The organism is Fibrella rubiginis (assembly GCF_017353185.1).
Taxonomy (GTDB): domain Bacteria; phylum Bacteroidota; class Bacteroidia; order Cytophagales; family Spirosomataceae; genus Fibrella; species Fibrella rubiginis.
Window position 1 is genome coordinate 167,084 of sequence record NZ_JAFMYV010000003.1, and the last position, 25,320, is coordinate 192,403.

Here is a 25,320-nt window from a genome sequence, read left to right on the forward strand (position 1 = left end):
GAACGCCACACTGCTATGTCTTACTGCTCAATTCAATTACTATTCGTTAATGCGAGACCATTTTGAGACCAATGATTGAACCAATCAGTGTTACAATAAAAAAGATACGCCAGAAGTCAGCCGGTTCGCGAAAAAACAGAATACCAACCAAGACCGTACCAACTACCCCCACGCCTGTCCAGACGGCGTAGGCTGTACCAATAGGCAACGTTTGAGTGGCCCGGTAGAGCAAGTACATACTGATACTAAGACAGCCAAAGAAGCCGAGCAACCAACCTATTGCGGCTGATCCACTACTCTCTTTCATCTTGCCTAGACAGGCGGCAAAACCCACCTCAAAAAGACCTGCAATAAGGACCAAAAGCCAGTTCATACGTAAGGAAAATCGGTGTTTGTAAGGTGTGTGATCGCTTCAAGTCCTAAGCGAAACGCAGATAACTTGCTTATTGGCGTGTAGCATCGGTCCGGCGAAATCGCTTATACACCAACGTACCCATCACCAGTAGCACAACGCCCAAGAAGATGTATTCTACGTACTGACCGACTTGTGGAAACTGCTGCCCAAGCCAATAACCGGCTAACACTAAGGTGGTGATGTAGGCAACGCAGCCCGTAGCGGTCAATAGCAAAAAACGAGGCCACGGCATACCACTGCTAGCAGCTAATAGGGGGTTGAAGGTACGAATGATGGGCAGGAAGCGACCAATCAACAAGGCCTGCTTCGGGTGTTTCCGGTAGTACGTGTCGGACTGTTCCAGATCACGTCGTTTAAAGAGGAACGTATCGGGCTGGTGGCGGAGCCGGTTACCCACTCGTCGGCCAATCCAGAATCCCGTCAAATCCCCGGCTATTGCGGCTACGATCAGCATACCAATGAGTGCCAAAACCGGTACATGCAACGTACCTACGCCCGTCAGCAACCCCGCCGTAAACAGCAGGGTTTCGCCACCCGGCACAATCAGCCCCAGCAGAAAGCCTGTCTCGATAAAAACTAAGGCAGCAATCAAGGTCGTGCCTCCCCACTCAATCCAAGCCGTGTTTAGGCCCAGAATAATAAGAATCAAGTCTGTGTTCATAGCGTTGAGTTCAAAAAACAACAGGCAGACGAGCATCCGGTCTGCACTGCATAGTAGCCTCCGTCCGTCGTTCCCAGATCAGCCGTCAGACCGTTTGGGGGGCGCTCTTACGCAACAAGGCGTAACCTAACACACCTGCCAGCAAGGAGGAGACCAAGATCGCGATCTTCGCTTCGTTCTGTAGGATAGGTTGCCCCTCGAAGGCCAGAAGGGTAACAAAAATTGACATGGTAAAGCCTATTCCGGCCAACGTACCCACGCCAATCAGTTGTCGCCAGCTAACCCCCGTCGGTAAGCTAGCCCACCCTAACCGCACCGCTACATAGCTCAGCAGCACAATGCCGATGGGTTTGCCCAGTAACAGCCCCACCATGATGCCAACTGCCAACGGATCGGTGAGTTGACCTAGCAAGCTCAAATCAATGAGCAGACTGGTATTGCAAAAGGCAAACAGCGGAATAATCAAAAAAGCGACGGCTTCATGCAGGCGATGTTCAAGCCGTTGAGCGGGTGAGCTGATCTGTTCGGTAAGCTCCTCCAATTCCTCACTCAGATCACGGGGCACTACGGTTTTGTCTTGAATCCGCTGCTGCATCACACCCAGTTGCGCTTGCACCGTATCCGAGTCAGTCAGGCGGGTGCGGAAAGGGACAGCGATGGCTAGCAACACACCCGCCAGCGTGGCATGTACGCCCGACTTCAGCGTCAGATACCAGAGCACGACACCTAGCACTAGGTAGAGGCCCAGCGCACGTACCCCCAGCCGGTTCAGCAGGAGCAGCAACAGCCATAACCCACCCGCACTGAGCAGATAGCGGCTGTCGATCACCGGCGTATAAAAGAAAGCAATGACCAGGACCGCGCCCAAGTCATCCACAATAGCGAGGGCCGTTAAGAATACCTTGAGGGCCAACGGTACCCGGTCGCCCAAGAGCGTGACGATGGCCAGGGCAAAGGCAATGTCGGTGGCCATCGGAATGCCCCACCCATTGGCCGTAGAGGCGTTGCGGTTAATCACCCAAAACAGGGCCGCTGGTAGTAGCATCCCACCCAATGCGGCCACCAGGGGCAACGTAGCCTGCTTGACGGATGCCAGCTCACCCTCCAAAATTTCTCGCTTAATCTCCAGGCCAACAATCAGAAAGAACAAGACCATTAGCCCGTCGTTGACCCAGTGCGACAGGCTTTTGGTAAGCTGTATGCCACCCACGGAAACGGCCAAAACGCTGTCCCATATCTGTGGAAAATACCGGGCGATGCCAACCGAAGTATTGGCTAAGACCAGTGCTAACAAGCTGCTAAGCAGCAAGACGATACCACTGGCCGCTTCGAGTCTGAAAAACTCGGAAAAGGGTTGAATCAGCGGCTTAGTTAATTGCCTGAAGGTGCTGCTTATAGTCATAAGGTTGGTCAAACTTAGTCATTCAATGAGTTGATGTCCTGTGCTTTCAATCGGTCAAGTCCTTCTTTCATGGCCGCAACCTGCTCTTTCGGATGGCTTTGCCAGTTCGTCACCTCGCCCACCACTCGGAAGGGATGCTTAGAGCGATACGATTGGGTCGGGTTGCCGGGGAATTTCCTATCAGTCAGATCCGGGTCATTTTCGATAGGGCCGGTGGGTTCGACTAGATAAATGCGTTCTGGTCCTTCACCCAAAGCCAGTTCAGCCCCCCAGATTGCCGCATCCAACGTTGCCGTAAGGAAGATGTACGCGGCGTTTTTTCGCTGCCCGAAGTTGGAGTTGTAGCCCGCTTCAATCAGACTACCCGGCTTTAGGTTGGCTTTCGTGCCGTGAAAGTAGGTTTGGGCAAAAGGACTTGGAGCCGGTTGGTTGTTGAGTTGCATGCTTGTCTGTCAGTTATCTAGCCCTACCAATATCGGCAAGAACGTAGCTAGGTCGGGGTAATGCGGTAAAATAGTAACTAGCTTGTAGACGACTGTTGTTTAACTTAAGGGGTTAATAACAGCCAAGAAAAGTAGCCCATCCACAGTGCCCAGTACGATTATGATTCCCCCTCCCGTCACCCCGCTTCGCCAACAACTACCTTATGATGAACTTAGCTGGGGCCTCTTTGAGCATTTATGTCGGCGGTTAGTGGCCGCAACAGAGCCGCAAGCGACAGAAATCCGCCTGTATCTAAGCGAAGGACATGATCAGGAAGGAATTGATGGTTATGCCTACGATCCGACAGACGGGAAGTATATCGCTTTTCAATGCAAACGCCATGTCGCCTTCACGGCAAGCCAGATCCGCAAAGCAGTTGACCTCTTTTTGACCAAAACTTGGGCTGAGTGCTCGAAGAAATTCATTTTGTGCGTATCAGCTCACATTGACGAACCGTATGAGAAGGAACTGACTAAGCAGCGAGACCGATTGCGAGCACTCGACATTGAGTTCGTTTCATGGGATCAGCCTGGTTTAGATGCGCGGCTAAAACAGCAACCCCAACTCGTTTGGGAGTTCTTCGATGGTTGCAGAGGCCACTGGTGGGTCGAAGCGTTCTGCGGACCAGACAAGGTTTCCAGCCTTGCCAGGCCTGTACAACTTCGGGAGTACACCTGCCCACCCGCCTTCGTTGAGCGAGCGTTACGACCCGAACCCGTTTACCCTGCGGGCACCTCACGCCTGGCTCAACCACTAACGACCCTGCTCTTAGAAGGGGCTGGAGCTGAGCCTGTTCGCTTGTTCCTGCGTAGCGACGCTGGTATCGGCAAATCCACTGAACTCCAGTATGCGGCTCACTTTTTCGCTCAACAACAGGGTACCATCCTTTTTCCGATCTTGCTGTCGCTGAAGCATTACGGCGATGAACCGCTTCGAGATTGGTTGGATCGTTGGCAACCGAACTGGCAACAGATACCGGCAGACCGGCTGCTGCTGTTGGTAGACGGCCTCGACGAGGTCAAAGCCGGCGAGCGGGAGCGGTTCATTCGTCAGGTACATGCCTTGCTGGCCGAATACCCAACCTGTCATGTGGTGCTGTCCTGCCGCACTAATTTCGCCAACGAAAAGCTTCAGTTTGACGAGTTTCTGGCCTATTCGTTGCACGAGTTCGATCAAGCCGATATTGAGGCATACGTCCGGCAGGTGTTACGGCCCGACGAGCTTCCGGGCTTTCAGGAATTGTTGGCCGATGAAGGGCTATTGCAATGGTTGACGAACCCCTTCAGTCTTATTCAATTTGTCATCTTCTATCAACTAGACCCCAATAGCCTACCCAAGACTAGGGTCGAGTTGTTGGCCAGGGTGGTCGAACAACGCATCACTCGTGATCTACAGCATCATCGAAATACGCAGGCGGCAGCTTCATATCACCGGCTGCTCAAGCGCATTGCGTTCGTGATGAATCGGTTAGGGGTTACGTCGCTTTCACTCCCTGACTGGAGCCGCTTGGTTACTGACTCTCAAGCCCAACAGCACTGTCGTGAGCTGTCGCTGCTCCGCCTGATCGACGAGCGGGTCAGCTTTGAACACACCATCGTGCAGGAATATTTCTCGGCCTTGCTGTTAGCGGAACAACCGTTTGAGCGGGCGATTCAAGAAGTAGCCTTTCGACCAACTTACGAGCGACTGAAACCCAAGTGGTTCAACACCATTGGCCTCTGGCTGGAACTACTCCCCGCCAACTCCCCCCAACTCGCTCAATTATTGGCGGTAGTCAGCGAGCGGGAACCGCAACTGCTATTAACCATTGAATACCAGCATTTTACGGATGAGCTACGGTTTGGAGCATTTGTCCGCGTGATGCAACAAATGGATCGCATTCCGCGCCATCGCCTGTATTACGATCAACGCTTAATTGACTTCGCCCATATTAGTGAGAATAGTCAGGTCATCGCGTATCTACTGGAACAGTGCGCGCAACCCGACTTGCCGTGGAGCGATGAGTGCCTGTATTATATGTCCAAAGTCGAGCGGACTGCCATGTTTGGTTTCGAACCGGAAATCATTGATTTGGTGGAAGCCGAATTGCTCAACGATAACGAGCACCGACAGGAACTGGCCGTCGAGGTGGCCGTCAACTTAGGGCTGAGCAGCCCGACCATGACACGCTTAATGACGGGAGACATGCCCAATCTGGATTCCGTTCGTATCCGTTCCGACATCTATAGCTACCTCCAACAGACCAATCAAGCCGATGCGTATCTTGATTTTCTGTTGGAAGGGGTCAATGTCTATCAGCGATACCGAAAACATCACGGTACGTCGTACATGGGCGTTGGTTGGACGTTACGGCGGCTGCTCACGCAGCTCAAAGAACCTGCCTCCCTCTTCCAGCTATTGACCTACCTCATCCGACACGCCAATGAATTAGATCATAACGACAGCTTGTTTCGCTACAAATCATACGGCGATGATGATTTTTTTGCCCGACTGGGTCGCCGTCTGGCTGAGGCCTACGCGACTGATCGACGCGTTTACCGTAAAGTGGCCCGGCTATACAAACGGTTCACCAAGATAGGGTCCGAAGATTTCGCCAAAGACCTCGCCCTGTTCTTTGAGCTGACCCAGACGCAGGAACGAATTTTTTGGTCATTACTCAGAGGGCGTACCGCTTGGTATCACGACTCGCTCTTAGGTAAAGTCGTCACCGACGCTATCCTAGACCAATGCGTCAATCAGTATCGACAAGGTACGCTCACCGACCAGCAGGTACGATGCGTGATTCATGGCCTCAACGTCAACCAACGCTACGACCTCGCTGAAACCCTACGAGTAGCGGCCCATGCGGTTGGCCGTGATGACTTTTCACTGGCTCCTGACCCAGAGATAAGGCGGCAACAGCGAAAAGAACGGGATTACGAACTGCTAGCCGATCAGGCCTTATTCATCGCGCAGGTTGAGCTGGTATTTGACCACTACCAAGCCGATACAATTGATGTGGAACGTCTCTACCGCTACCGGCGCGAGTGGGAGGATCTGGATAACGAGGTAGTCATTCACTTTTTAACTGTTAGGGATTCGTCTGCTAAAACGGTCAACCGGCAGGAAGAGGTAGCTTGGTTAACAGCCCATTGGGAACAATACGTACTCAATGAACTCTTCAACCGGCTGCATAATAAGTACGCCTTACCGTTACCAGACAACCATTTGGAGCGAATTATCGCTTGGTGTCAGGCCAACATCCACCGCGCTGACTTTTGGGCATCCATTCAGCAGACTGCGACTGATACTGGCCCAACCACTAGCCAGAAGGGGCTGGAATGGGACTTGTCGGAGTTTTATCGACTGACCCCCGTAACCTTTGACCGGTCGGTGCTGCTCAATATGTTGGGCACGGATTTCTATGGCTTGGACTGGGTAGAGAAAGGAACCGAACGGTCGCTTTCGGCTAAGGTGATTGATGAACTCAACGACCAACAGGCCGTTGCGGAGCGGTTAGTGGAAAATTTGGCGCGACCGTTCCGGGCATCGATCCTCCAGATGAACCACTTCCAGTTGTGCCACCAACTGGGCGTTACGGCGGCCCTACCTTATTTGAAGGCTGCCCTTCAGGATGTTCAGCATTACAGCACGCATAACCGGGAACGGCTACTGAGCTTTTACCTAGACTTGGGGGTGATCTCGCCCAACTGACGTTCATCTTCCGCACCTTCGATCCACAACAAGACTTTAGCTGGACCTTGCTAGAGAAGCTGACCGAACTGCCTGGGTTTGCCAAACGGATCAGCCAGTTTCTGCTTAAACTGATTGGTAATCAACAAGTCGCCTCTGACGACTTTCGGGTGATGAAATTGCTTATTAATGTTGGGGCTATTGAGGGCTTGCAATTCTACGTTGATTGGGTCAAAACCAATCATCGCCTGCCCCGAACGTATGACCGTTTATTAAATATCCGACGGCTACCAACAACAGAAGCGACCTTACTTTTTGCCGAGTTGATCCACTTCGCTTTCCAAGAGACAATCGAAACGGATCGGTTCGACGAACCCATCGACATCTTTGTTCACTGCCTGAAAGAACTAACGATCACCAAAGAGGGGCTGTATCAGGCGGTTCATGCAGATCTGGATACCCTCTTGCAGACGTACCCAACTCACCCCGATCAGGCAAAGTTGCGCCGAAATTTGGCCCTCTTTGAGCAGGAGTACTATTTACAGAAGGTTGATTGTGCAACCCTACCAGAGGCCTTGGTCGGGTTAGAAACATGGATACCGTAGCGGTGGCCCGTAAGCAACTTGAATTAGATTTATATGCGGTGCCAGAGCAAACTTAGTCCAATCATTAAAACTAAGCCTATCTGTATCGCCGATAGGACATAGATGTACTTTACTTCACCTCTCGACTCCTCTGACAGCTCTTCTCCTACGGAAAGCTGTATAGCTGCCAATTCGTCCAGAGTCTCAGCTAATTGACTGAAAGTCGTACTACCGCTGCCAGCAAACATGGCTTGCTGCGCCGCCGGTTGGTTGATTAGGTTCGTAGTGATCTCGCTTTCTAACTGGTTATAAACAGTCAGCCGTTGCTTGAGCAACTTGAATCGGTCCGCTTCTTTGACTGTTAATTCAGTTTGTCCAAACTCAGTTACCAGCGAATCGATTCGTCGATTGAACCGATCAAGCGTTGACTTGATCAATCCCATATTTGGTTTGTTAGTAGCCAACACGTAGGTCTCCAACAGGAGTCGTTTTTTGTAAACAGCAGCCGTTAAATTGACCAACATACCGGTAGGCACCAACCGGTCTTTGTAGATAGATGCAGATGCTTGCTGAATATCATGCACACCGCGACGGCTCAAAAAAATGCTGGTCAAGATCAGCCCTATCAAGCTGACAATCAATAAAATAGAGCGTACTAGAGAACGTTTGTTATCTGGTTGTGCCATTGGAGTAGATTGATTTAGTATTGTACAAACACCTACTTTGGTGCAACAAAGGGTTGTTACAGTCAGCCGGTTTATCCATGTAATGGCATGCTTTTCACTTTGCCACCGACCACATTCTCTAACGTCGACTGACTGATGAAAGCCTGCTCGTCAATAGCCTCGACCAGATCCAGCAGCCGGGCAGCTTCCAGGCGGGTGACGACCACGTAGAGCGCATCAAGAGGCTGATCGCTCGTTCCCCGGTGACCATGTCCCTGCTCACTACTCAGGCTGGTTACTCCCCAGCCCTGCGCCTGAATCTGTTGCCGGATGGTCTGGTAGTGCGGCGACACGATCAGCACCGCCGTATACTGCTCAATGCCGGTAACGACAAAATCAATGGTTTTAAAGGCAGCAAAGTAGGTGAGCATTGAATACAAGGCGGACTCTACACCCAAGAAGCGGGCGGCAGTCAGGAAGATGACGACGTTTAGTAATAGAATCACGTCGCTCACTTTGAGCAGCCGTGACTGCCGGCTAATCAGCAGGGCCAGGGCTTCAGTCCCGTCGAGCACGGCCCCACCCCGCATAGCCAGGCCAATGCCGGCACCGATAAAAAACCCACCAAACACGGCGGTCAGCAGGCGATCCGGTGTCACATCGGGAAAGGGCACTACGGCCAGACAGAGGGAAAGCCCCGCGATGGCCGCTACGCTACGCAGGGCAAACCCCCGCCCGATACGTCGGTAGGCCATTATAATAAAGGGCAGGTTAATCAGGGGCAGTAAGATCGCCAGCGAGAGACCGGTAAGTTGGTTGAGAAGCATCGAGATGCCCGTGGCTCCCCCGTCGATGAAATGGCTCGACAGCAAGAAACCCTTTAAACCAAAGCCCGCACTGGCAATGCCCAACAGGATCAGGAAACTGTCTTTGAGCACTTTGGCAAAGTTTGTTGATGTCGGCTGATTCATAGGTTGGGGGTTCAAATTGATCTATTGGCGACCAGCTTTTGGAATAGTCTTCATCTGTATCACGTCCACCAAGAAGGCAAACGCCATAGCGAAATAGATATAGCCTTTTGGAATCTCGACGTGCAGCCCCTCGGCCACCAACGACATGCCAATGATGAGCAGGAAGCATAAGGCCAGAATCTTGAACGATGGGTGCTGGGTAATAAAGTCGCTAATGGGCTTGGCGGCCACCAACATAATTCCTACCGACACGACAATTGCTGTATACATCACCCACAATTGATTGACCATGCCCACCGCCGTAATGATTGAATCCAGTGAAAACACCAAGTCAAGAATCAGAACCTGAAGCAGAAGGTCGCGAAATGAGTTTTTGGTCGTATTCGGCGCGTTGGCTTCGTCACCTAATTCGGTGTAATGATAAATCTCGGCGGTACTCTTGTAGATGAGAAACAGTCCACCGGCTAGCAAAATCAGTCCTTTGCCGCTAATATCGATGGCTCCTATAGTAAACAACGTTGTATTCAGTTGCATAATCCAGGCCAGCAGCGTTAGCAAACCAAGCCGCATGAGCATGGCCAGTCCAAGACCCCAGTACCGAAACCGATCTCGCTGCTCGGCGGGTAATTTACCAGCCAATATCGAGATGAAAATGACGTTGTCAATGCCCAGAATAGTCTCTAGTACAATCAGAGTAAGTAAGGGAATTAGTTGGGTGATGCTATCCATAAGGATGTCATTAGGTTTTGCTTATTGCGAGGGTACATTCCTCCTTACAACTGTTGTAGTTCCCGCCAAAACTGTCGGATAAAAGCCCGCTCTTCTCGTGATACACCCTCGTGTGCCCTTGCTACCCGCAACAGCAAATTAATAAACCGCTTCTTGGTTTCTTTACTGATCTCAACACGTTTGTCGGCCATCCGGCGCAGGCCGAATGCACAGGCTTCTTCGGCAGACTCGCCTACGTTATCCCGTAAGAACATAGCGCAAATGGCTAAATCGCTGTAGGGCCAGTCAGCCAGCAGTTCACAGGCCAGCTTCGTCTCCTCTCGGTGAAGCTGACCGTCTAATTTGCAGAGGGCATAGACGATACTGCCTAATCCCATCGCGACATCCGGTGAGTACATAACAGTTGAGTTTATAAATGGCTTTAAATAAGTAGTCAAGATTCCTGTTGCTCAAGCATACGCCTGAGCGGCCAGGTGATGGAACACGCGCTCGTCGAGACGGTAGCGGTCATTTAGCGTCAGGCTGCTGCGGGCGGTAAAGAGGGCGTAATTGACGGCGTTGTATAAGAGCCAGCATGAAGGCGGTGAATTCAACATTCGTTCCTCCAGCCGAAGGCGCTCCCGCGCCTGCTTAATCAACTGTACCGGCACGGGCAGTTCACGCAGGACATGCTCGTGACTGCCGGTCATGTTCGTCTGCTGAAAGTGATCATACACACTGGCTGTTAGCGTAATCCCGGTCGTTAAGTGATCGGCAAGCAATTCGCGCAATTGCTGCTGAAAAAGGGGAATGGTAATGGCACTTTGGTGGAGTTTACGAATGTCAGCCGTGGCCCGTTGTGGACGGAGCGGTATTGGCGAGGCCTTCGTGGCCGACATCTTCTGTGGGCCTTTGGCTCCCTGTCCTAACCAGGTCTGGTAGGTGGGTAAGTCGGTAAAGGCATCAGCCCAGCCCAGCAGACCGTTCTGGCAAACGTTCCGATACACACTGCTGCCCAGGTGCGTTAAGGGGTCTAAAAGGGCCGTCAGCGATTGGCCCTGAATGCCGAAAGGCGTCTTCCCATTATAGCTGTTGGTAATGGTTAGACTTCGTTGCAACTGTTCGCTACCAACGGACACCGATGTGGGCAATATGATACTGATGCTGAACTCACCCGTGTTGGTGTGCTTGATGAGGAGCTGATAATCTGCTATCAACTCATCGACTACCTCTCGGATGGCACTGTTGGGAATAATCGTGTAGTCGGCACTTTGGATGCCAAACAGGGTTTTGCGCCCTCCCGTCGGATGGCCCACGATCAGTTTCTGACGATCCGTAGCAATGATATCGTAGTCGGGAAGTAGATCGCTCAACAACACTGGCTCCACGGGAAAGCAGATGTCATTCCAATCGGTCGATAGTTCAGGTTGAGAACTTATATAGGTCATAAATTTGCGTTTTCAATTTTACAGTTGTAAATTTACATTCATAAAATTACAAATCAAAATTCAACGATCATGGACAATCAGAACTTGAAGCATAAGTACGCCAGCGCGGCCATATTCATCACTCTACTGGCCGGTGTTGGAGCCGCCGCGCTGAGTTACCCGTATTGGAAGCTACGTACTGGTCAAAGGGTGATGGCGACGCCGTCAGTCAACGATTATCGAATCGACTGGCTAGGCATTTAGCGATTCGATCAACCTATATAGCGGCTTTTAAGCACTCGTAGCTATAGATAGTCAGGCAGAGTCATATAGCGTTCCTAAACTGGTAATCAGCATGCAAATCTTTCATACTACTTACACACACAAACAGTCAGTGTCGATCACATGGTTACCCCTGGCCTATCTAGTTGCTTTCGTCGGTGTGTTCCTGATCTGTTTTTGGGCAGAGAGCCACCGCCAGCAACAACTTAGAGATGAGCAACTAGTCAAACCTTGCCAATGCCTTAGCTCGCTACCATTAGCTAGCACATGTTTACCCTTACTGCTCAACCAACGCTAGTGAAAGCGGGTGGATCAGCTATATACACGCACTGTTTTCTTCTAAATTCCTACTCCTATGTCTTGGTTCGATTATAGTCAATGTGTGCTTCGGAAAGTTAGCTTTGACAAAAATCTTTTCCGCAAAGAACTGCGAAAGTTGCTCTGTTATCTGTCTGTGGTTGAGCGTATTCAGCTATTGCGTTGGTGTCGTCAGCACAAACCTTGGCAACGGGCAGAACCCACTCTTCTACCGGATTAATGAGTAATCGAGAAAAATTATCATACGTATTATTTTCTTCCTCAACCTTATGAAATGGTCGTTCATCAGACAACAAAAGCTCAAGGCAGCCGGACTGTTGTTCAGCCTCATGCTGATCATCTTTTTCACGGCTATCAGCTTAAAACGTGAAGTGCGGGAGTTAGACCAAACGGTGAGCTCTCTTCAGGCAGATCGTTTGCAGCCCGCTGTAGATTTGATCTATATCAGCGAGAGTTTACACGCCAAACGGCTACTGCTGGAAAATCAATTCGTGACTGAATCGCCTTCCTCATCTGTTGCGCTTTCCAGGCAACTAGAGCGGCATGACCGGCAAATTCAAAAGCGGATTAATCAGTACGAAAAAACAAAACTAACGGCAAGCGAGACAACCTGGTTGAATGCACTCAAGAAGAAATGGAAACATGGCCAAAACCTTGAGCGGTCAATTCAAGTCTTATTGTCTGACAATCAGTTGCCTAAAGCGCGTCAGGTTTTTTACGGGCCGGGCACGCTAGTGCACAAACACAGCGTTCAGGCAATCCAGACGTTGGGTCTAATTCAGACCGAAACAGGCTTGAAAGCGGTGAAGGAGGCTCATCGGATGGCCGCTGGAGGATCGCTTAACGTAACTTTGCTAATGGCCATTTCGCTCATCGTCGGCTTGGTGATATTGGGACTACTGCACAAGGCGACATTACTGAACCAGGAACCACCGTCGTACCAACTTAATTAACAGCCTCCGCTAACAGAGCCTACTCTAAAAGCCGTTGGTTGTGAATGCAGCAACTATATCGCCTACGAATAAACCGAACGAAATCATGGTGAACAGAATCATCAGCAAATTGGACTGTCAACGCTTGAAAGAGCGGGTCGAACAAGCTAAAACCAACGACAAAATCTCTCCACTGCAAGTAATAAACTTATTGCGAGGCATTGATGCCGCGACTCTGTTAGACCCGGTCAAAATGCCGCGAAATGTCGTCACCATGCGGTCGGTAGTAACCCTGGAGTATGTCGAGACGGGCCGAAAACTGGATGTCTGTCTAGTTTACCCCGAAGAAGCTGACAGCACACAAAACCGGATTTCCATTTTCGCACCCTTGGCTACTGCTCTATTTGGCTACAAACAGGGGGCCATAATCAGTCTACCTACTCCCTTCGGTTCGGTAAACGTCCGAATTAGTCAAATTCTCTATCAACCAGAAGCAGCCGGCGACTTGACCAATTAAGTAAGCCGACAACTATCCCTTCTCCCGACGTTTATCCTTATGACCGCTATAACAAGCCTGAATACCCTACTCATTAGTGCGATACTGGTTGGCTGCACCCAGCAAAAAGAAGATAAGAAAAAAGCTGACAAGCCATTCGTACCGGTTGTGCAGCTTATCCGGCAGGACACTGAAATCGACCACGACTACGCAGGCCACATTGAAGCCGTGCAGAACGTAGAAATCCGCGCCCGTGTAGCTGGTTATTTAGATAATCTATTGGTGGACGAGGGACAACCCGTGCGGAAGGGTCAGTTGCTCTTCCAGCTCAACCAAGCTGAATACCAAGTGAAGGTGGCCGAGGCTCAGGCCAGTTTGGAAAATGCTCAGGCCCAGCAACAGTCGGCAGAAGTAGAGCTGGAGCGGGTCAAACTGCTTGTTGATAAAAACGTTATTTCGCCCACTGAGCTTAAGCTCGTCCGGGCCAAGATGACCACCGCCCGGGCGGGCATCGATCAGGCCAAGGCGGCGCTGTCGAACGCCCGGCTGCTGATGTCGCTGACGAGCATCCGTGCGCCCTTCGACGGAGTCATCAACCGAATTCCGCTTAAACGCGGCAGCCTGATTGATCAGGGGGCGTTGCTGACGACCATTTCCGATCTGAGCCGCATGTACGCCTATGTGAACATTTCTGAAAAGGAGTATCTGGCCTTCGCCCGCAAACGGCGCGATCCCCAACAGGCTACCGTCCGGGAGGTAGAACTGCTACTAGCCGACGGATCGCTTTATCCGTACAAGGGTAAGATTGAAACGACCGAGACCATCTTCGAGGGCACCTCCGGCACCATCGCGTTCCGGGCCGCATTTACTAATCCCAACCGGCTGCTACGCCACGGGGCTACTGGCAAAATACGGCTGACTACCGACGTAGATGATGCGGTGTTGGTGCCGCAGAAGGCCGCCTTTGAGGTACAGGATAAGCACTTCGTGTATGTAGTGGATGGCGGCAACAAGGTACGTACCCGCTCGTTTGTTCCCCAAAGCCAAATCGATCAGTTCTACGTCGTCAAATCGGGTCTATACGTAGGCGACCGGGTAGTTTATGAGGGCATACAGCAACTTCGGGACGGTATGCCCGTAACTCCTCGACCAATGTCTGCCGATAGCGTCCGCGCACTCTTTGCGGCAGCCCGGTAGCGTAAAGAACGTACCCTTCCCTACTCAAACCGTTATGTTAAATACCTTCATTAAACGACCGTTGCTATCAACGGCCATCTCGGTGCTCATTGTGCTGGTGGGCATATTAGCCCTGACGGGGCTTCCCGTTACCCAGTTCCCCGACATCGTACCTCCCTCGGTAACTGTCACGACCCGCTACACCGGGGCCTCCGCCGATGTTAGTGTGAAGGCGGTGGCTACTCCGCTGGAACGGGCTATCAACGGGGTTCCGGGCATGACCTATATGACCTCCATATCGGGCAACGACGGCACTACCATCATTACCATCTTTTTCAAGGTGGGCACTGACCCCGACCTGGCGGCAGTGAACGTGCAAAACCGCGTCACGACGGTGCTGGATGAGTTGCCCACTGAGGTCATCAAAGCGGGCGTGGTGACCGAGAAGGAGGTCAACAGTATGCTGCTGTACCTTAACGTGTTTAGCGAAGACCCCACCGTAGACGAAAAATTCATCTACAATTTCGCCGATATCAACATTCTGGCGGAGCTGAAGCGCATCGACGGGGTTGGGTTCGCGGCCATTATGGGCAGTCGTGATTACGCCATGCGCGTCTGGCTCAAACCGGATCGGATGACGGTCTACGAAGTGTCCGCGGCAGAGGTGGTAGAGGCCATTCGGCAGCAGAACGTGGAAGCGGCCCCCGGCAAAGCGGGCGAGAGTGCCGACCGCGACCCGCAGACGCTACAGTATGTGCTTCGCTACACGGGCAAGTTCTTCGAACCAAAACAATATGAAAACCTGGTACTGCGCAAAAACCCCGATGGGTCGCTACTCCGACTTAAGGACGTAGCCGATGTCGAGTTTGGGTCGCAGGACTACGGTATTCTGTCCAAAACGGACGGGAAACCCTCGGCAGCCATCATGCTCAAGCAGCGGCCCGGCTCCAACGCCCGCGAGGTCATCGCCAACGTAAAAACGCGGATGGACGAACTCAAAAAAAGCTCGTTTCCGCCCCGCATGACCTACAACTACGCCTACGACGTATCCCGTTTTTTAGACGCGTCCATTGAGGCCGTGCTGCACACCTTGTTTGAGGCGTTTGTGCTGGTATTCATCATCGTGTTTCTGTTTTTACAGGATTGGCGGTCCACGCTGATCTGCGCGTTGGCCGTGCCGGTGGCCTTGGTAGGTACGTTCGCGTTCATGGGCATGATCGGCTTTTCGATCAACCTGCTGACGCTCTTTGCCTTGGTGCTGGCCATTGGCATTGTGGTTGATGACGGCATCGTGGTGGTCGAGGCCGTTCACGCCAAAATGGAGGAAGGTTTACCTCCCCGACAGGCGGCTTTCGCCACGATGGGCGATATAGCCCCGGCTATCATCTCAATCACGCTGGTGATGTCGGCGGTATTTGTGCCGGTGGCCTTTATGTCGGGACCGGCGGGTATTTTCTACCGGCAATTTTCGCTCACGCTGGCCATTGCCATTGTTATTTCGGGGGTCAATGCTCTGACGCTTACGCCTGCCCTCTGCGCGCTGCTGCTTCGACCCATGCACGGCGAACAGAAAGGGCTGCTGGGCCGGTTCTTTGCCCGTTTCAACCGGGGCTTTGATGCGCTGACCCTCCGCTACCGAGGATTACTGACCCGTACCGTTGGCCGCAAAGCGGTGACGTGGGGGTTGTTGGGCCTGTTTGTGGCAGGTACGTGGGGCATGGCCACGATCCTGCCGGGGGGCTTTATTCCGACGGAAGATCAGGGGATGCTGTACGTCAACGTGACAACACCACCGGGAGCCACCGTCGCCCGTACCGAACAGGTGCTGGATGCCATCGAAGCCATTGTGTCGGAAGAAGAATCCGTTGAAAATGTCTCGACCCTAGCGGGGTTCAGTTTACTCACCGACGGGGCGGGGGCTTCCTATGGCATGGGTATGATTAACCTCAAACCCTGGGATCAGCGTAGGGAGTCGATCCAGGCACTGATGGACCGCCTGAGCGAAAAGGCTAAGACCGTCACCGATGCTACGATTCAATTTTTCCCCCCGCCTACCGTGCCAGGCTTTGGTAACGCCAGCGGCTTTGAACTTCGGCTGCTGGATCGGGGCAAGAGCGGTGATTTGGGCCAGATGGCCGCAGCCACCAACCGCTTTATCGCGGCCCTGAAAAAGCGGCCTGAAATCGGCGATGCCTTTACCAATTTTGACCCCAGCTTTCCGCAGTATATGTTGCACGTTGATCAGGAGAAAGCGGCTCAGCAGGGCGTATCAGTTGATAATGCAATGGGGGGCCTGCAAACGCTGATGGGCAGCTTCTATGCCTCGAACTTCATCCGTTTCGGCCAGATGTACAAAGTGATGGTACAGGCCGATCCCGCCTACCGCACTAAACCCGACGACGTACTGAACATGCGGGTTAAAAACGAGCAGGGCGAGATGGTACCCTACGGCAATTTTGTGCGGCTGGAGCGGGTATACGGCCCCGAACAGCTTACGCGCTACAATATGTACACCTCAGCGATGGTCAACGGTGATGCCGCCCCCGGCTATAGCAGCGGGGATGCGATCAAAGCCATTGAGGCCGTGGCCGCCAACGAACTGCCCAGGGGGTTTGGGTACGAATGGTCGGGTATCACGCGGGAAGAAATCATTTCGGGCGATCAGGCCATCTACATTTTTGCCATCTGTTTGGTGTTCGTCTACATCCTGTTGATGGCGCAGTACGAAAGTGTCCTGCTGCCGCTGCCAGTGCTGTTGTCGTTGCCAACGGGTATCTTCGGCGCGTTTGGCTTGCTATACCTGATGGGCCTGCAAAACAACATCTACGCGCAGGTGGCCCTGGTGATGTTGATCGGACTTTTGGGGAAAAACGCGATTCTGATTATCGAATTTGCCGAGCAACGACGCCGGAACGGATTGTCGATTGTGAACGCGGCCATTGACGGAGCCATCTCGCGCCTGCGCCCCATTTTGATGACTTCGTTCGCCTTTATTGCCGGGCTGATTCCGCTCTGTATCGCATCGGGGGCGGGTGCACTGGGCAACCGTTCCATTGGGGCCGCAGCCGCCGGGGGCATGTTCATCGGTACGGTATTCGGCCTCGTCATCATTCCAGGCCTATACGTGTTTTTCACTAAAATCGGCGAACGCTTCAGCACGAAAGCGTCAGACGATCTTGCCGCCGAAGCGGACATACCAGATCAAAACGCCGGAATCATGCTTTCGCCGAATCAGGTCTCTGATAACCAAGCTACAACGTCTCAACGTCATCAAGCTAATGAAACCACAGTTCATTCTTAAACCCGTTCGACTAAGTGTCCAACTACTGATAGTAGGCCTGTTGCCGTTGAGTAGCTGCCAGGTACCCAAAGCCATGCTGGCCCCAAGCCAGCAACCTATTCCGACCACATTTGGCACCAACATTGATAGCGGCACAGCGACTGGTACATCAGCGCAGTCCGATCAATTATCCTTCGTTGCCGACTCCACCGGCATTGCTGGTCGGCATTGGCGAACATTCTTCGACGATAAAGAATTAGCGGCCCTCATCGACACGGCTTTGACGGCCAATCTGGATCTGCGAATCGCCACGCAGCGCATCGAGCAGGCGCGAGCTACATTCGACTACACGCGTGGCTTTCTGACTCCGCAGGTCAATGCGGTTGCCTCGGCGGGCCTTGATCGATACGGGCAGAATACGCTCAACGGGGTAGGCAATTTTGACACGAACCTGTCGCCCAACATTGATGGCAGTCGGCGTATTCCAAACCCCACGCCGGATTTTTTCGTCGGTGCCCGTAGTACGTGGGAGGTAGACATCTGGGGTAAGCTCCGCAACCAGCGCAAAGCCGCGTATCTTCGCTTGCTGGCTTCCGAAGAAGGCCGCCATGCCATCGTGACGGGACTGGTCGCCGAAGTAGCCCGCTACTACTACACGTTGCTGGCCTTAGATGGTGAGCTGGAAATCATTCAAAAGAACGTAGACTACCAACGTAATGCCCTTGATCTGGTCCGGGTGCAAAAGCAAGCCGGGCGCGTTACGGAACTCGCCGTTCAACAGTTTGCAGCTCAATTGCTGAACACCCGTAGCCGGCAGGGGCAGGTCCGTCAGCAAATCATCGAAGCTGAAAACGAGCTAAACCGACTGTTGGGCCGTTATCCGCAGCCAATTGCGCGGGGACGGTCGCTGCAAAGCCGTGAACTGCCTGGTCAGGTGGCAACGGGCTTACCCGCCCGGATGGTTTTTCGTCGGCCCGACATTCGTCAGGCTGAACGGACACTACAGGCAACCCAAGTAGACGTGGACGTAGCGCGGGCCGAGTTCTTGCCCAGCTTAAACGTGACGGGTTATTTGGGATTAAATACATTTCGGCTTGGTACGTTGGTCAACCCGGCTTCGGTGGCTGCTGGGCTGTTGAGCGGCTTATCGGCCCCAGTTTTTAACCGACGATTTGTTCGGGCCAACTACAACGGATCGGTAGCCCAGAGCCGCGAGGCTTTTTATCGGTACCGACAAACGATTGTCGATGGTGTTAGCGAAGTGACCAGCCAGTTGCGGGGCGTAGAAAACTACCGTCAGGTGGCCGACTTGCAAATTGAGGAAGTGCAAACATTGAGCAACGCGGTAGGCACCGCCAATGACTTGTTCCGTAGCGGCTATGCGACGTACCTGGAAGTGATTACCGCCCAACGCAGTGTGCTGGAAGCCGAACTAGCCTTAATCAACACGAAGCGAGCGCAGTTCCTGTCATTGACGAGCCTGTACCGCAGTTTGGGAGGTGGTTGGGAGTAGACAAGACGTATTTAGGAGTCAGCATAATTGGGTGTTTTGACAGAAACGTACCGCGCGGCGGACCGTACAATTCGTCGTTTTAGTAGTTTTGCCGTTCCGTATAAACCTGGTCACGTGAGGTAGCTTGGCAGAAACGGACGGGGACGCCGGAGCGGATGTCTCACGGTTCGCCGTTGCGGTCAACTGATCTTCAAACGATGAGTCACGTGTCCTTCGATAAGATTATCCCAGGTTCTTTGAGGCCTATTCCATTCCAACTGTACGCAGAAGATTACCTTAACCTAAAAATAGGTGATATGCAAGCTAACCAAATACTCAAGCAGATCGAGTTTATTAAGGAAATTGATAAACTTAAGTACATCGTACGTAGAACCAAATTATTTAATAGCGATAGGCCTGAAAATGATGCTGAACATAGTTGGCATCTGGCAGTGATGGCTATTATACTATCGGAGCATTCCAACTCGCCTATCGACGTGCTGAAAGTAGTGAAAATGCTTCTCATCCATGATGTAGTTGAGATTGACGCAGGAGACACATTCATCTATGATCTTCAAAAAAGTCACGATAACACCGAAGAGGAAAGGAAGGCGGCAGAGCGAATTTTTGGCCTGCTTCCCAGCGACCAAGCCAATGAATTAATAGCGATTTGGGAGGAGTTCGAAGAACAAAAAACGGATGAAGCCAAATTTGCCAGGGCAATGGACCGGTTAGAGCCGCTGCTTCAAAATGTCTCAAATAATGGTGGCACTTGGAATGAATTTGGAGTAGATTTCGACAAGGTTTACCAGAAAAAGCAGGTTATCAACTATGGCTCTTCTCCTATTTGGGAGTATGCAGAGCGCCTACTAAATGACAGCGTTGAAAAAGGAATTTTGAAAAAAGAGTGAATGTAAACAATTCGAGCAGCTCTTGAACGCATATTATCAAACCGATAAGCCGCAGACAACTGGTCTACCCTCAGTTGCCTACTGTGCGAGCGAACTGAATTTGTCGGCCAACTACTTCGGCGATTTAATCAAGAAGGAAACACGCCATACGGCGCAGGAGTACATTCAATCGAAGGTGATCGAAGCCGCCAAAGAACAGATCTTCGACCAAAGCAAATCGGTTAGTCAGATCGCCTACAAGTTGAGTTTTGAATATCCTCAGCATTTCATGCGCCTCTTCAAACAGCGCGTTGGGCAATCGCCAAATGACTACCGCAGATTTCATAGTAACTGATATTTAAGTGGCGCGTTGATGTTGGTACGTTGCTTGGATTGGAAATAACTGGATCACGGTCGTACCGTATGCTCGATAGGATGGTTACTTTGGCATGACTAGATTACCTCTTCGCTGGCTGGAAACCGCCTTCCGATGGTTTGTGTACAGTAACGGCTACATCGCCCTTTGTGCCGTAGTAATGGCCTGAACGACGGCCCGGTTGCTTACCCTAGAGTTACCTGACGCCCTGCTGCCATTTGTCTTTATCGGGACGCTGGGTAGCTATTCGCTACACTGGTATCTGACATCTTTGCCTTCGACGGAATTAGCGAAGAGGTCTGAACGGCTTCTCTGGAACGACCAACACCGCTGGTTGCTTTTGGCTTTGTTACTACTGTCAGTGGTGCCGGGTGGGTGATACCTACTGAGCTTAAAGCAGTACTGGCTCGAGCTGGTGCCGGTGGTCGTCTTGACGTTCCTTTACACAGCCCCTAAGATGGGCAGTTCAAAGTATTACGCCGGATAGCCGTGCTCAAAACGGCGTACCTGGCTGCTATCTGGACCTACACCACCGCTGCCTTGCCAATTTTGATGGCTTCCTCGCCCGTTTCACTAAGCACGTTGCTGTGGTCAGCGTGGTTGGCGAATCGCTTTCTGTTCATTTATGCCGTCTGTCTTTGGTTTGATTATCGCGACCGCCCCGATGATGGCCAGTCACGTTGGCTAACCATTGTGTCAATGCTGACAGAGCCGCAAATCGACCGATTTTTCGGGAGCATCGTACTGCTTTTTTCCGCAGCAACCGTAGCATTTTACGTGGGAGGAGTTGGCGGATGGGTGGTAATATGCATCAGCCTGCCAATGCTTTTGTTGATTCTGACAGCCCGATGGGTTACCAAACGGTTATCGGACTACTGGTACTACGTCTACCTCGATGGCTTGGTGATGCTAACGGGTCTGCTCCTACCCATTTTGCCGGTATAAGGCAACCAGTGCTTGTTGACAATATGTAAAGAATTACGGTATGTTAATGGATTTCATTCTTCCCTTTATGATCGCTTCTATGGAAGGGACGCTTCGTACTGTTGACCAACGTACCCATCTCATAAAAACCTGCTGCAATGGCTTCTCGACGCGAATTTCTTTTACAATCAAGCAAGGCGACTTTAGCCAGCTTGCTACTACCTTTTCCGGGCAACACATCCTTCGTCTCACTGAAGACCAATCGCTGGCCAATCGGCTTGCAGTTATACACTGTGGGCGATTTACTTAAACAAAATCCCAAAGCCACTTTACACAAGATAGCGACCATCGGTTATCAGGAAATTGAAAGCGTTGGTGTCACAGAGAATAGTTTATATGGCTACAAACCCAAGGATTTTTCCCAACTGCTCAAAAGTATGGGGCTTCGTTGGCGTTCCGCTCACGTAAGCGGGGCACCGATGAAAATGAGTAAGGCGGATCTCTACAGCTACATGAAGCCCAAAACCCATGACGATACGCTCAAGGTTGAGGCATATGCCCGGCAAGTGGCAAATGGAGCCGGCGGACTAAACTTGAAAAACAACGATCAGTTATTAGTCGACAATGCAGCTGAAGGGGGAGTTGACTACTTGGTCTGTTCGGCAATTCCAGTGGGCACCTTAGATGAAATTAAGACCGCCGTAGATGTGTTCAATAAAGCTGGGGAAACGGCCAAAAAAGCAGGCCTTCAATTCGTGTATCATAACCATGCCACTGAGTTCGACCTGGTAGAAGGCCACCGCCCCTTTGATTATATCATGGAGCATACCGATAAAGAGCTGGTAAAAATGGAGCTTGATTTGGCGTGGGCCACAAAAGCGGGACAAAATTTTGAAACGCTCTTTAAGAATTATCCTGGCCGCTACCCACTCTGGCACATTAAGGACATTAAAGCCGATAAGACTTCTATCACCGAGGTCGGCAACGGGATTGTTGATTACAAGCACATCTTTCCGTACGCCAAATCAGCTGGCCTCAAGCATTTCTTTGTCGAGCAAGATCTACCTGAAAATCCGCTCCGAAGTATTACAACTAGTATTGCCAATCTTAAAAAAATATTGGCTTGAGGGGCATTTTGGTGCTGTAACAAAAATTGCGCTCAGAAATATGTCCTATAGTTTTTCACTTAAACTGGCCGTTTCACCACTATCCGCTGCTTAAACGGTTTCGATTGGGACGGGGTCACCCCAAGCCACTGGCATAAGGCTAGCAGTAAGTCAGCAGCAGGTTCGTAGCCATTTTCGATTCTGTCAATGGAACTGGGCTTGGCTACCCCATTGGGATCACCACCGTTTACTTCGTCCGCTACCGCATTGACCCCCCGTCTGGCCCGCTTGGCTTGGATTAGATCTGACAAATGGTACGTTGGGGGCTTTAAACGTCTCGTTGACTTTGCGAATGGTATTGATAGAAAAGCCAGTCTGCCGTTCGATCTCACGGAGCGAATGACCAGCTTGTAAAAGCTGCGTGATCGTCTGCGATTTCGTCTTCTGCAAAAACGCATCGGTACGTTCAGGTGCTTTAGGTCGGCCTAACATTTTACCCGATGCTTGTGCCCGCCGCATGCCAGCCCGAACCCGCTCTGACCGAGTCGTTGGCTCAGCTGGAGCAACGTCGTCTCGCATCAACGACCGTAGGGCAATCACAATATCCGTTACCTCATCGGGTGGCAAGTCAAAATACTCAGTTAAAGGACCGCTGGCTGTACTCAATGCGTGTTGGTATGGGGCGTATTTTCGTTTAAAATACGCTTCCAGGTAGCCCACCTGCTTCACATGGGCTAACGGCTCGATAGTGACCGGCCCTAATGAACGAAGGTCACGCTCAATCTCGACTAGTCGCTCGGGCAGCGGACGACTCGTTACGCCGGACTTGTACAACGTACCTGAAGGCAAGCCCACGCGCAGAAAGTAAAAGTTGAAGGAGATGAATCGCGATAATGTCCGTTCGAAGGCATCGTGCTCCGTCGTCAGATCGGTCAGTTCATTGTAAGCGCGGTGATACTCAATCAGAGCGTTGTAATGCTTACGAAGCTTCGACGGAATTATGTATGATATACCGGATAGCTCCTCCTGCCAAAGCTGACCGGGCGAAACGGCACAGCCCCAGTCGGAGAAGCTGCCCCATCTCCTTGGCTTTAAATCCAGATTCCAATAGCCACTAAACTGACTGTGGCGCACCTTGTATAGGGCTGGCACTGGTCCCCGATCAGCGGAGAGACTTTCCAAAAATGCCTGCACATCGGTCAGTATTTCAAAATTAGCCTGCCGGTTTGCCGGTCGGGTCCCGGTTTTGTAGGGCTGCGATACGTCGCCCAGGATGTCGAGCAACTCAGCCATTAAGCTTTTGATTCGTTGCCAGTTGGTTTGGGCGTTCGTGTGTTGCTCATCCAACCGCTGTTGTTCGGCCAAAAGCTGCTGAGCATGACGCTGGGCAAATTCATCTAGCGGCCAAGTCGTCTCATCGATGTTGGTTGCCCAAAAATCAAAATAGGGGATTGGTGGCCGACAGCTATTGGCTACGTGCGCATAGTGATGCACCTTGATGCGGCCTTTTTTTGCGGTCAAAGACCCACGGCAGTAAGGACATACTACCCCACAAGCCTCCCCTCGGGGCGACTCGCTGATATGAATCAACTGATCTTGTCGGTTAAGGCCTACCTGCAACCAGGCTTGGTACAGGCTGGCATCGGGGTTGCGCATCTTTTTTTTGATACAAGGTAGTACGAAGTTGTTGCCTATCAACCCTTTTTTTGATACACCCTTGTGAAGCCATTGAATTTAACGTAGGTTAGCTTCACTAAGCTCAGACAATGACAACAGCTCGATTAGTTGGAACCTACCGCCTGGAACTAACCACGATTAATGCGCTCAACAAGCTGGTACACAATTATAGCCAGGAGGATGTAGCTTACTTACGACAAAATCACGCTTTCGACTATGCCTGGACATACTACTGGAACGGCGATGAGAATGGAGTGACGATTGAGCAGTTTTGGGCGACTTGGTCCGATAAGTTTGAGTTAGAAACGCAGGCATTCCTGTTGGACTACGCCATGCAGCGTTACGGAGAAGAGGCCTACCGCAACATCGACGGGGCAATGGGGTGGAAGCAACGCTTGAGCCAGCTTCTACAGGATCAACACCCCGAAGACTCCAACGACCATGACTAACGCATCGTCCGTGCCCCCCGCCGAGACGGTGTTGCACTTCATCCGCTGCTATCGGCGGCTCGAACAACTGCCATTGGAAGACGGTTTCGCCGAGTTGGCCTGCATATCAACAGATCCTGATGAAGCATCTCAGCAACAGCTTAAGAAACATTTTCGCGCCCATTGGTACAGTAAGGACGGGCGTTGGGCCGGTTCTATCTCAATTTACCCCATTACCGACAACTCTATTTATTGCAACACTGGGAGATCAACCATTACGAGGACGCCACTTATTTATGGGAATGTCAGCGCGATAGTCGATTTACGTTAATGGGGCCACCGCCACCGTTGGTACGTCAACTTCATGAATTGGTACTGTATTTTGAAAACCACGGTATCAGTTTACAATCGTCGCCGGATGTTACCTTGCCGTCGGTACCGCAGAATTTTGCTCTCCGATTTGGCAACGCAGCGAATTGGGGTGATTACCTGCTCGCCTTACCAGAGCCAGATGCTGAGCTTGTGATCAGTCAATTACTGAATCGCGATAGCCGTACCTGACTACCGGCGAAAAGTATTCCTTGCTTGTAAAGACTACTATGTACACCATTGGCTTTATTAAAACCGGACGCCCCGACGTATTGATCAATCCCGACATGTGCCGGTCGATCAATGACTTGTATAACTGGCTCACCGCGTTTCTTAATGAAGATGATTTTAGCCTGCATCCACCCATCACGCGGGAGGGTTTAGAGTCAACTCTACAATTCAATAAGCCCGTTCAGGTAAACATCACCGGGTACCAGGTAGCTCTATTATTCGGTGAAGATCACGTCATCCAGGAGGCAACATCACGTTTTATTCACCTAATGCCGCGTCAGAAAGGCCAATACCCCGTTCAGCGTGTCGATGGGATGAGCATCCCGGACTGATTACTACGGGCAATGACCGGACG

The 25,320-nt window shown here is 51.6% G+C and carries 24 protein-coding genes and 1 pseudogene; 15 read left to right on the plus strand and 10 right to left on the minus strand.

Features of this window, described 5'->3' with window-relative positions; translation table 11 throughout:
- Nucleotides 1–46: 46 nt before the first annotated feature.
- The 4 genes from J2I47_RS07545 to arr all read right to left on the minus strand — a co-directional run bounded on the left by J2I47_RS07545 (nt 47) and on the right by arr (nt 2,921).
- The gene (locus tag J2I47_RS07545) at nt 47–373 is read right to left on the minus strand and encodes a DMT family transporter (RefSeq protein ID WP_207363965.1); all 327 of its coding nucleotides are present in this window, start codon (nt 371–373) and stop codon (nt 47–49) included.
- A 70-nt stretch (nt 374–443) separates the two neighbouring features.
- Nucleotides 444–1,076 carry a DedA family protein gene (locus J2I47_RS07550; protein WP_207363966.1) on the minus strand — a complete coding sequence of 211 codons (633 nt, stop codon included), beginning with the start codon at nt 1,074–1,076 and terminating at the stop codon, nt 444–446.
- Between the two features lie 85 nt (nt 1,077–1,161).
- Nucleotides 1,162–2,478 carry a Na+/H+ antiporter NhaA gene (gene nhaA / locus J2I47_RS07555; RefSeq protein ID WP_207363967.1) on the minus strand — a complete coding sequence of 439 codons (1,317 nt, stop codon included), beginning with the start codon at nt 2,476–2,478 and terminating at the stop codon, nt 1,162–1,164.
- Between the two features lie 14 nt (nt 2,479–2,492).
- Nucleotides 2,493–2,921, minus strand: coding sequence for an NAD(+)--rifampin ADP-ribosyltransferase (gene arr / locus J2I47_RS07560; protein ID WP_207363968.1), 429 nt, complete (start codon nt 2,919–2,921; stop codon nt 2,493–2,495).
- 160 nt (nt 2,922–3,081) lie between these two features.
- Between arr and J2I47_RS07565 the strand changes: the two genes are divergently transcribed.
- Nucleotides 3,082–6,654: an NACHT domain-containing protein gene (locus tag J2I47_RS07565; RefSeq protein WP_207363969.1), complete on the plus strand. Its 3,573-nt coding sequence runs from the start codon at nt 3,082–3,084 to the stop codon at nt 6,652–6,654.
- A 47-nt stretch (nt 6,655–6,701) separates the two neighbouring features.
- The gene (locus tag J2I47_RS07570; RefSeq protein ID WP_207363970.1) at nt 6,702–7,238 is read left to right on the plus strand and encodes a hypothetical protein; all 537 of its coding nucleotides are present in this window, start codon (nt 6,702–6,704) and stop codon (nt 7,236–7,238) included.
- 29 nt (nt 7,239–7,267) lie between these two features.
- Here J2I47_RS07570 and J2I47_RS07575 read toward each other — a convergent pair whose 3' ends face one another.
- The 5 genes from J2I47_RS07575 to J2I47_RS07595 form a co-directional block, all read right to left on the minus strand.
- Nucleotides 7,268–7,903 (minus strand): MCP four helix bundle domain-containing protein, encoded by a 636-nt coding sequence (locus J2I47_RS07575; RefSeq protein ID WP_207363971.1) that lies wholly within the window; start codon nt 7,901–7,903, stop codon nt 7,268–7,270.
- Between the two features lie 71 nt (nt 7,904–7,974).
- The gene (locus tag J2I47_RS07580) at nt 7,975–8,853 is read right to left on the minus strand and encodes a YitT family protein (protein ID WP_207363972.1); all 879 of its coding nucleotides are present in this window, start codon (nt 8,851–8,853) and stop codon (nt 7,975–7,977) included.
- A gap of 21 nt (nt 8,854–8,874) precedes the next feature.
- Entirely contained in the window at nt 8,875–9,582 is a 708-nt protein-coding gene (locus J2I47_RS07585) for a TerC family protein (RefSeq protein ID WP_207363973.1), read from the minus strand.
- A gap of 44 nt (nt 9,583–9,626) precedes the next feature.
- The gene (locus J2I47_RS07590) at nt 9,627–9,980 is read right to left on the minus strand and encodes a tellurite resistance TerB family protein (protein WP_207363974.1); all 354 of its coding nucleotides are present in this window, start codon (nt 9,978–9,980) and stop codon (nt 9,627–9,629) included.
- A 51-nt stretch (nt 9,981–10,031) separates the two neighbouring features.
- A complete protein-coding gene (locus J2I47_RS07595) occupies nt 10,032–11,009 on the minus strand; it encodes a hypothetical protein (RefSeq protein WP_207363975.1) in 978 nt (325 codons plus the stop codon).
- 69 nt (nt 11,010–11,078) lie between these two features.
- Between J2I47_RS07595 and J2I47_RS07600 the strand changes: the two genes are divergently transcribed.
- From J2I47_RS07600 to J2I47_RS07645, 10 genes and pseudogenes are all read left to right on the plus strand, one after another.
- A complete protein-coding gene (locus tag J2I47_RS07600; protein WP_207363976.1) occupies nt 11,079–11,252 on the plus strand; it encodes a hypothetical protein in 174 nt (57 codons plus the stop codon).
- Between the two features lie 605 nt (nt 11,253–11,857).
- The gene (locus tag J2I47_RS07605; protein WP_207363977.1) at nt 11,858–12,541 is read left to right on the plus strand and encodes an MCP four helix bundle domain-containing protein; all 684 of its coding nucleotides are present in this window, start codon (nt 11,858–11,860) and stop codon (nt 12,539–12,541) included.
- A gap of 85 nt (nt 12,542–12,626) precedes the next feature.
- The gene (locus J2I47_RS07610) at nt 12,627–13,037 is read left to right on the plus strand and encodes a GreA/GreB family elongation factor (protein ID WP_207363978.1); all 411 of its coding nucleotides are present in this window, start codon (nt 12,627–12,629) and stop codon (nt 13,035–13,037) included.
- Between the two features lie 39 nt (nt 13,038–13,076).
- Entirely contained in the window at nt 13,077–14,213 is a 1,137-nt protein-coding gene (locus J2I47_RS07615; RefSeq protein ID WP_207363979.1) for an efflux RND transporter periplasmic adaptor subunit, read from the plus strand.
- 34 nt (nt 14,214–14,247) lie between these two features.
- Nucleotides 14,248–17,493: an efflux RND transporter permease subunit gene (locus J2I47_RS07620; protein WP_207363980.1), complete on the plus strand. Its 3,246-nt coding sequence runs from the start codon at nt 14,248–14,250 to the stop codon at nt 17,491–17,493.
- The gene (locus tag J2I47_RS07625; RefSeq protein WP_207363981.1) at nt 17,471–18,985 is read left to right on the plus strand and encodes a TolC family protein; all 1,515 of its coding nucleotides are present in this window, start codon (nt 17,471–17,473) and stop codon (nt 18,983–18,985) included. Before J2I47_RS07620 ends, J2I47_RS07625 begins: the two co-directional genes overlap by 23 nt.
- 197 nt (nt 18,986–19,182) lie before the next feature.
- Nucleotides 19,183–19,875, plus strand: coding sequence for an HD domain-containing protein (locus J2I47_RS07630; RefSeq protein WP_229374385.1), 693 nt, complete (start codon nt 19,183–19,185; stop codon nt 19,873–19,875).
- Between the two features lie 7 nt (nt 19,876–19,882).
- A pseudogene (locus J2I47_RS07635) lies at nt 19,883–20,209 on the plus strand (helix-turn-helix domain-containing protein); the annotation flags it as partial.
- 510 nt (nt 20,210–20,719) lie between these two features.
- The gene (locus J2I47_RS07640) at nt 20,720–21,175 is read left to right on the plus strand and encodes a hypothetical protein (protein ID WP_207363982.1); all 456 of its coding nucleotides are present in this window, start codon (nt 20,720–20,722) and stop codon (nt 21,173–21,175) included.
- A gap of 137 nt (nt 21,176–21,312) precedes the next feature.
- Entirely contained in the window at nt 21,313–22,281 is a 969-nt protein-coding gene (locus J2I47_RS07645; RefSeq protein ID WP_207363983.1) for a sugar phosphate isomerase/epimerase family protein, read from the plus strand.
- 216 nt (nt 22,282–22,497) lie between these two features.
- Here J2I47_RS07645 and J2I47_RS07650 read toward each other — a convergent pair whose 3' ends face one another.
- Nucleotides 22,498–23,781, minus strand: coding sequence for a GIY-YIG nuclease family protein (locus tag J2I47_RS07650; RefSeq protein ID WP_207363984.1), 1,284 nt, complete (start codon nt 23,779–23,781; stop codon nt 22,498–22,500).
- A gap of 245 nt (nt 23,782–24,026) precedes the next feature.
- On the opposite strand from J2I47_RS07650, the gene J2I47_RS07655 reads away from it, so the two are divergent.
- From J2I47_RS07655 to J2I47_RS07665, 3 genes are all read left to right on the plus strand, one after another.
- Nucleotides 24,027–24,386, plus strand: a complete 360-nt coding sequence (locus J2I47_RS07655) for a hypothetical protein (protein ID WP_207363985.1) — start codon at nt 24,027–24,029, stop codon at nt 24,384–24,386.
- Nucleotides 24,379–24,696, plus strand: coding sequence for a hypothetical protein (locus tag J2I47_RS26495; protein ID WP_229374388.1), 318 nt, complete (start codon nt 24,379–24,381; stop codon nt 24,694–24,696). The genes J2I47_RS07655 and J2I47_RS26495 overlap by 8 nt, the downstream gene beginning before the upstream one ends.
- A 268-nt stretch (nt 24,697–24,964) precedes the next feature.
- Complete coding sequence (locus J2I47_RS07665; RefSeq protein ID WP_207363986.1) at nt 24,965–25,297, plus strand: hypothetical protein; 333 nt, start codon at nt 24,965–24,967, stop codon at nt 25,295–25,297.
- The last annotated feature ends 23 nt before the right edge of the window (nt 25,298–25,320 follow it).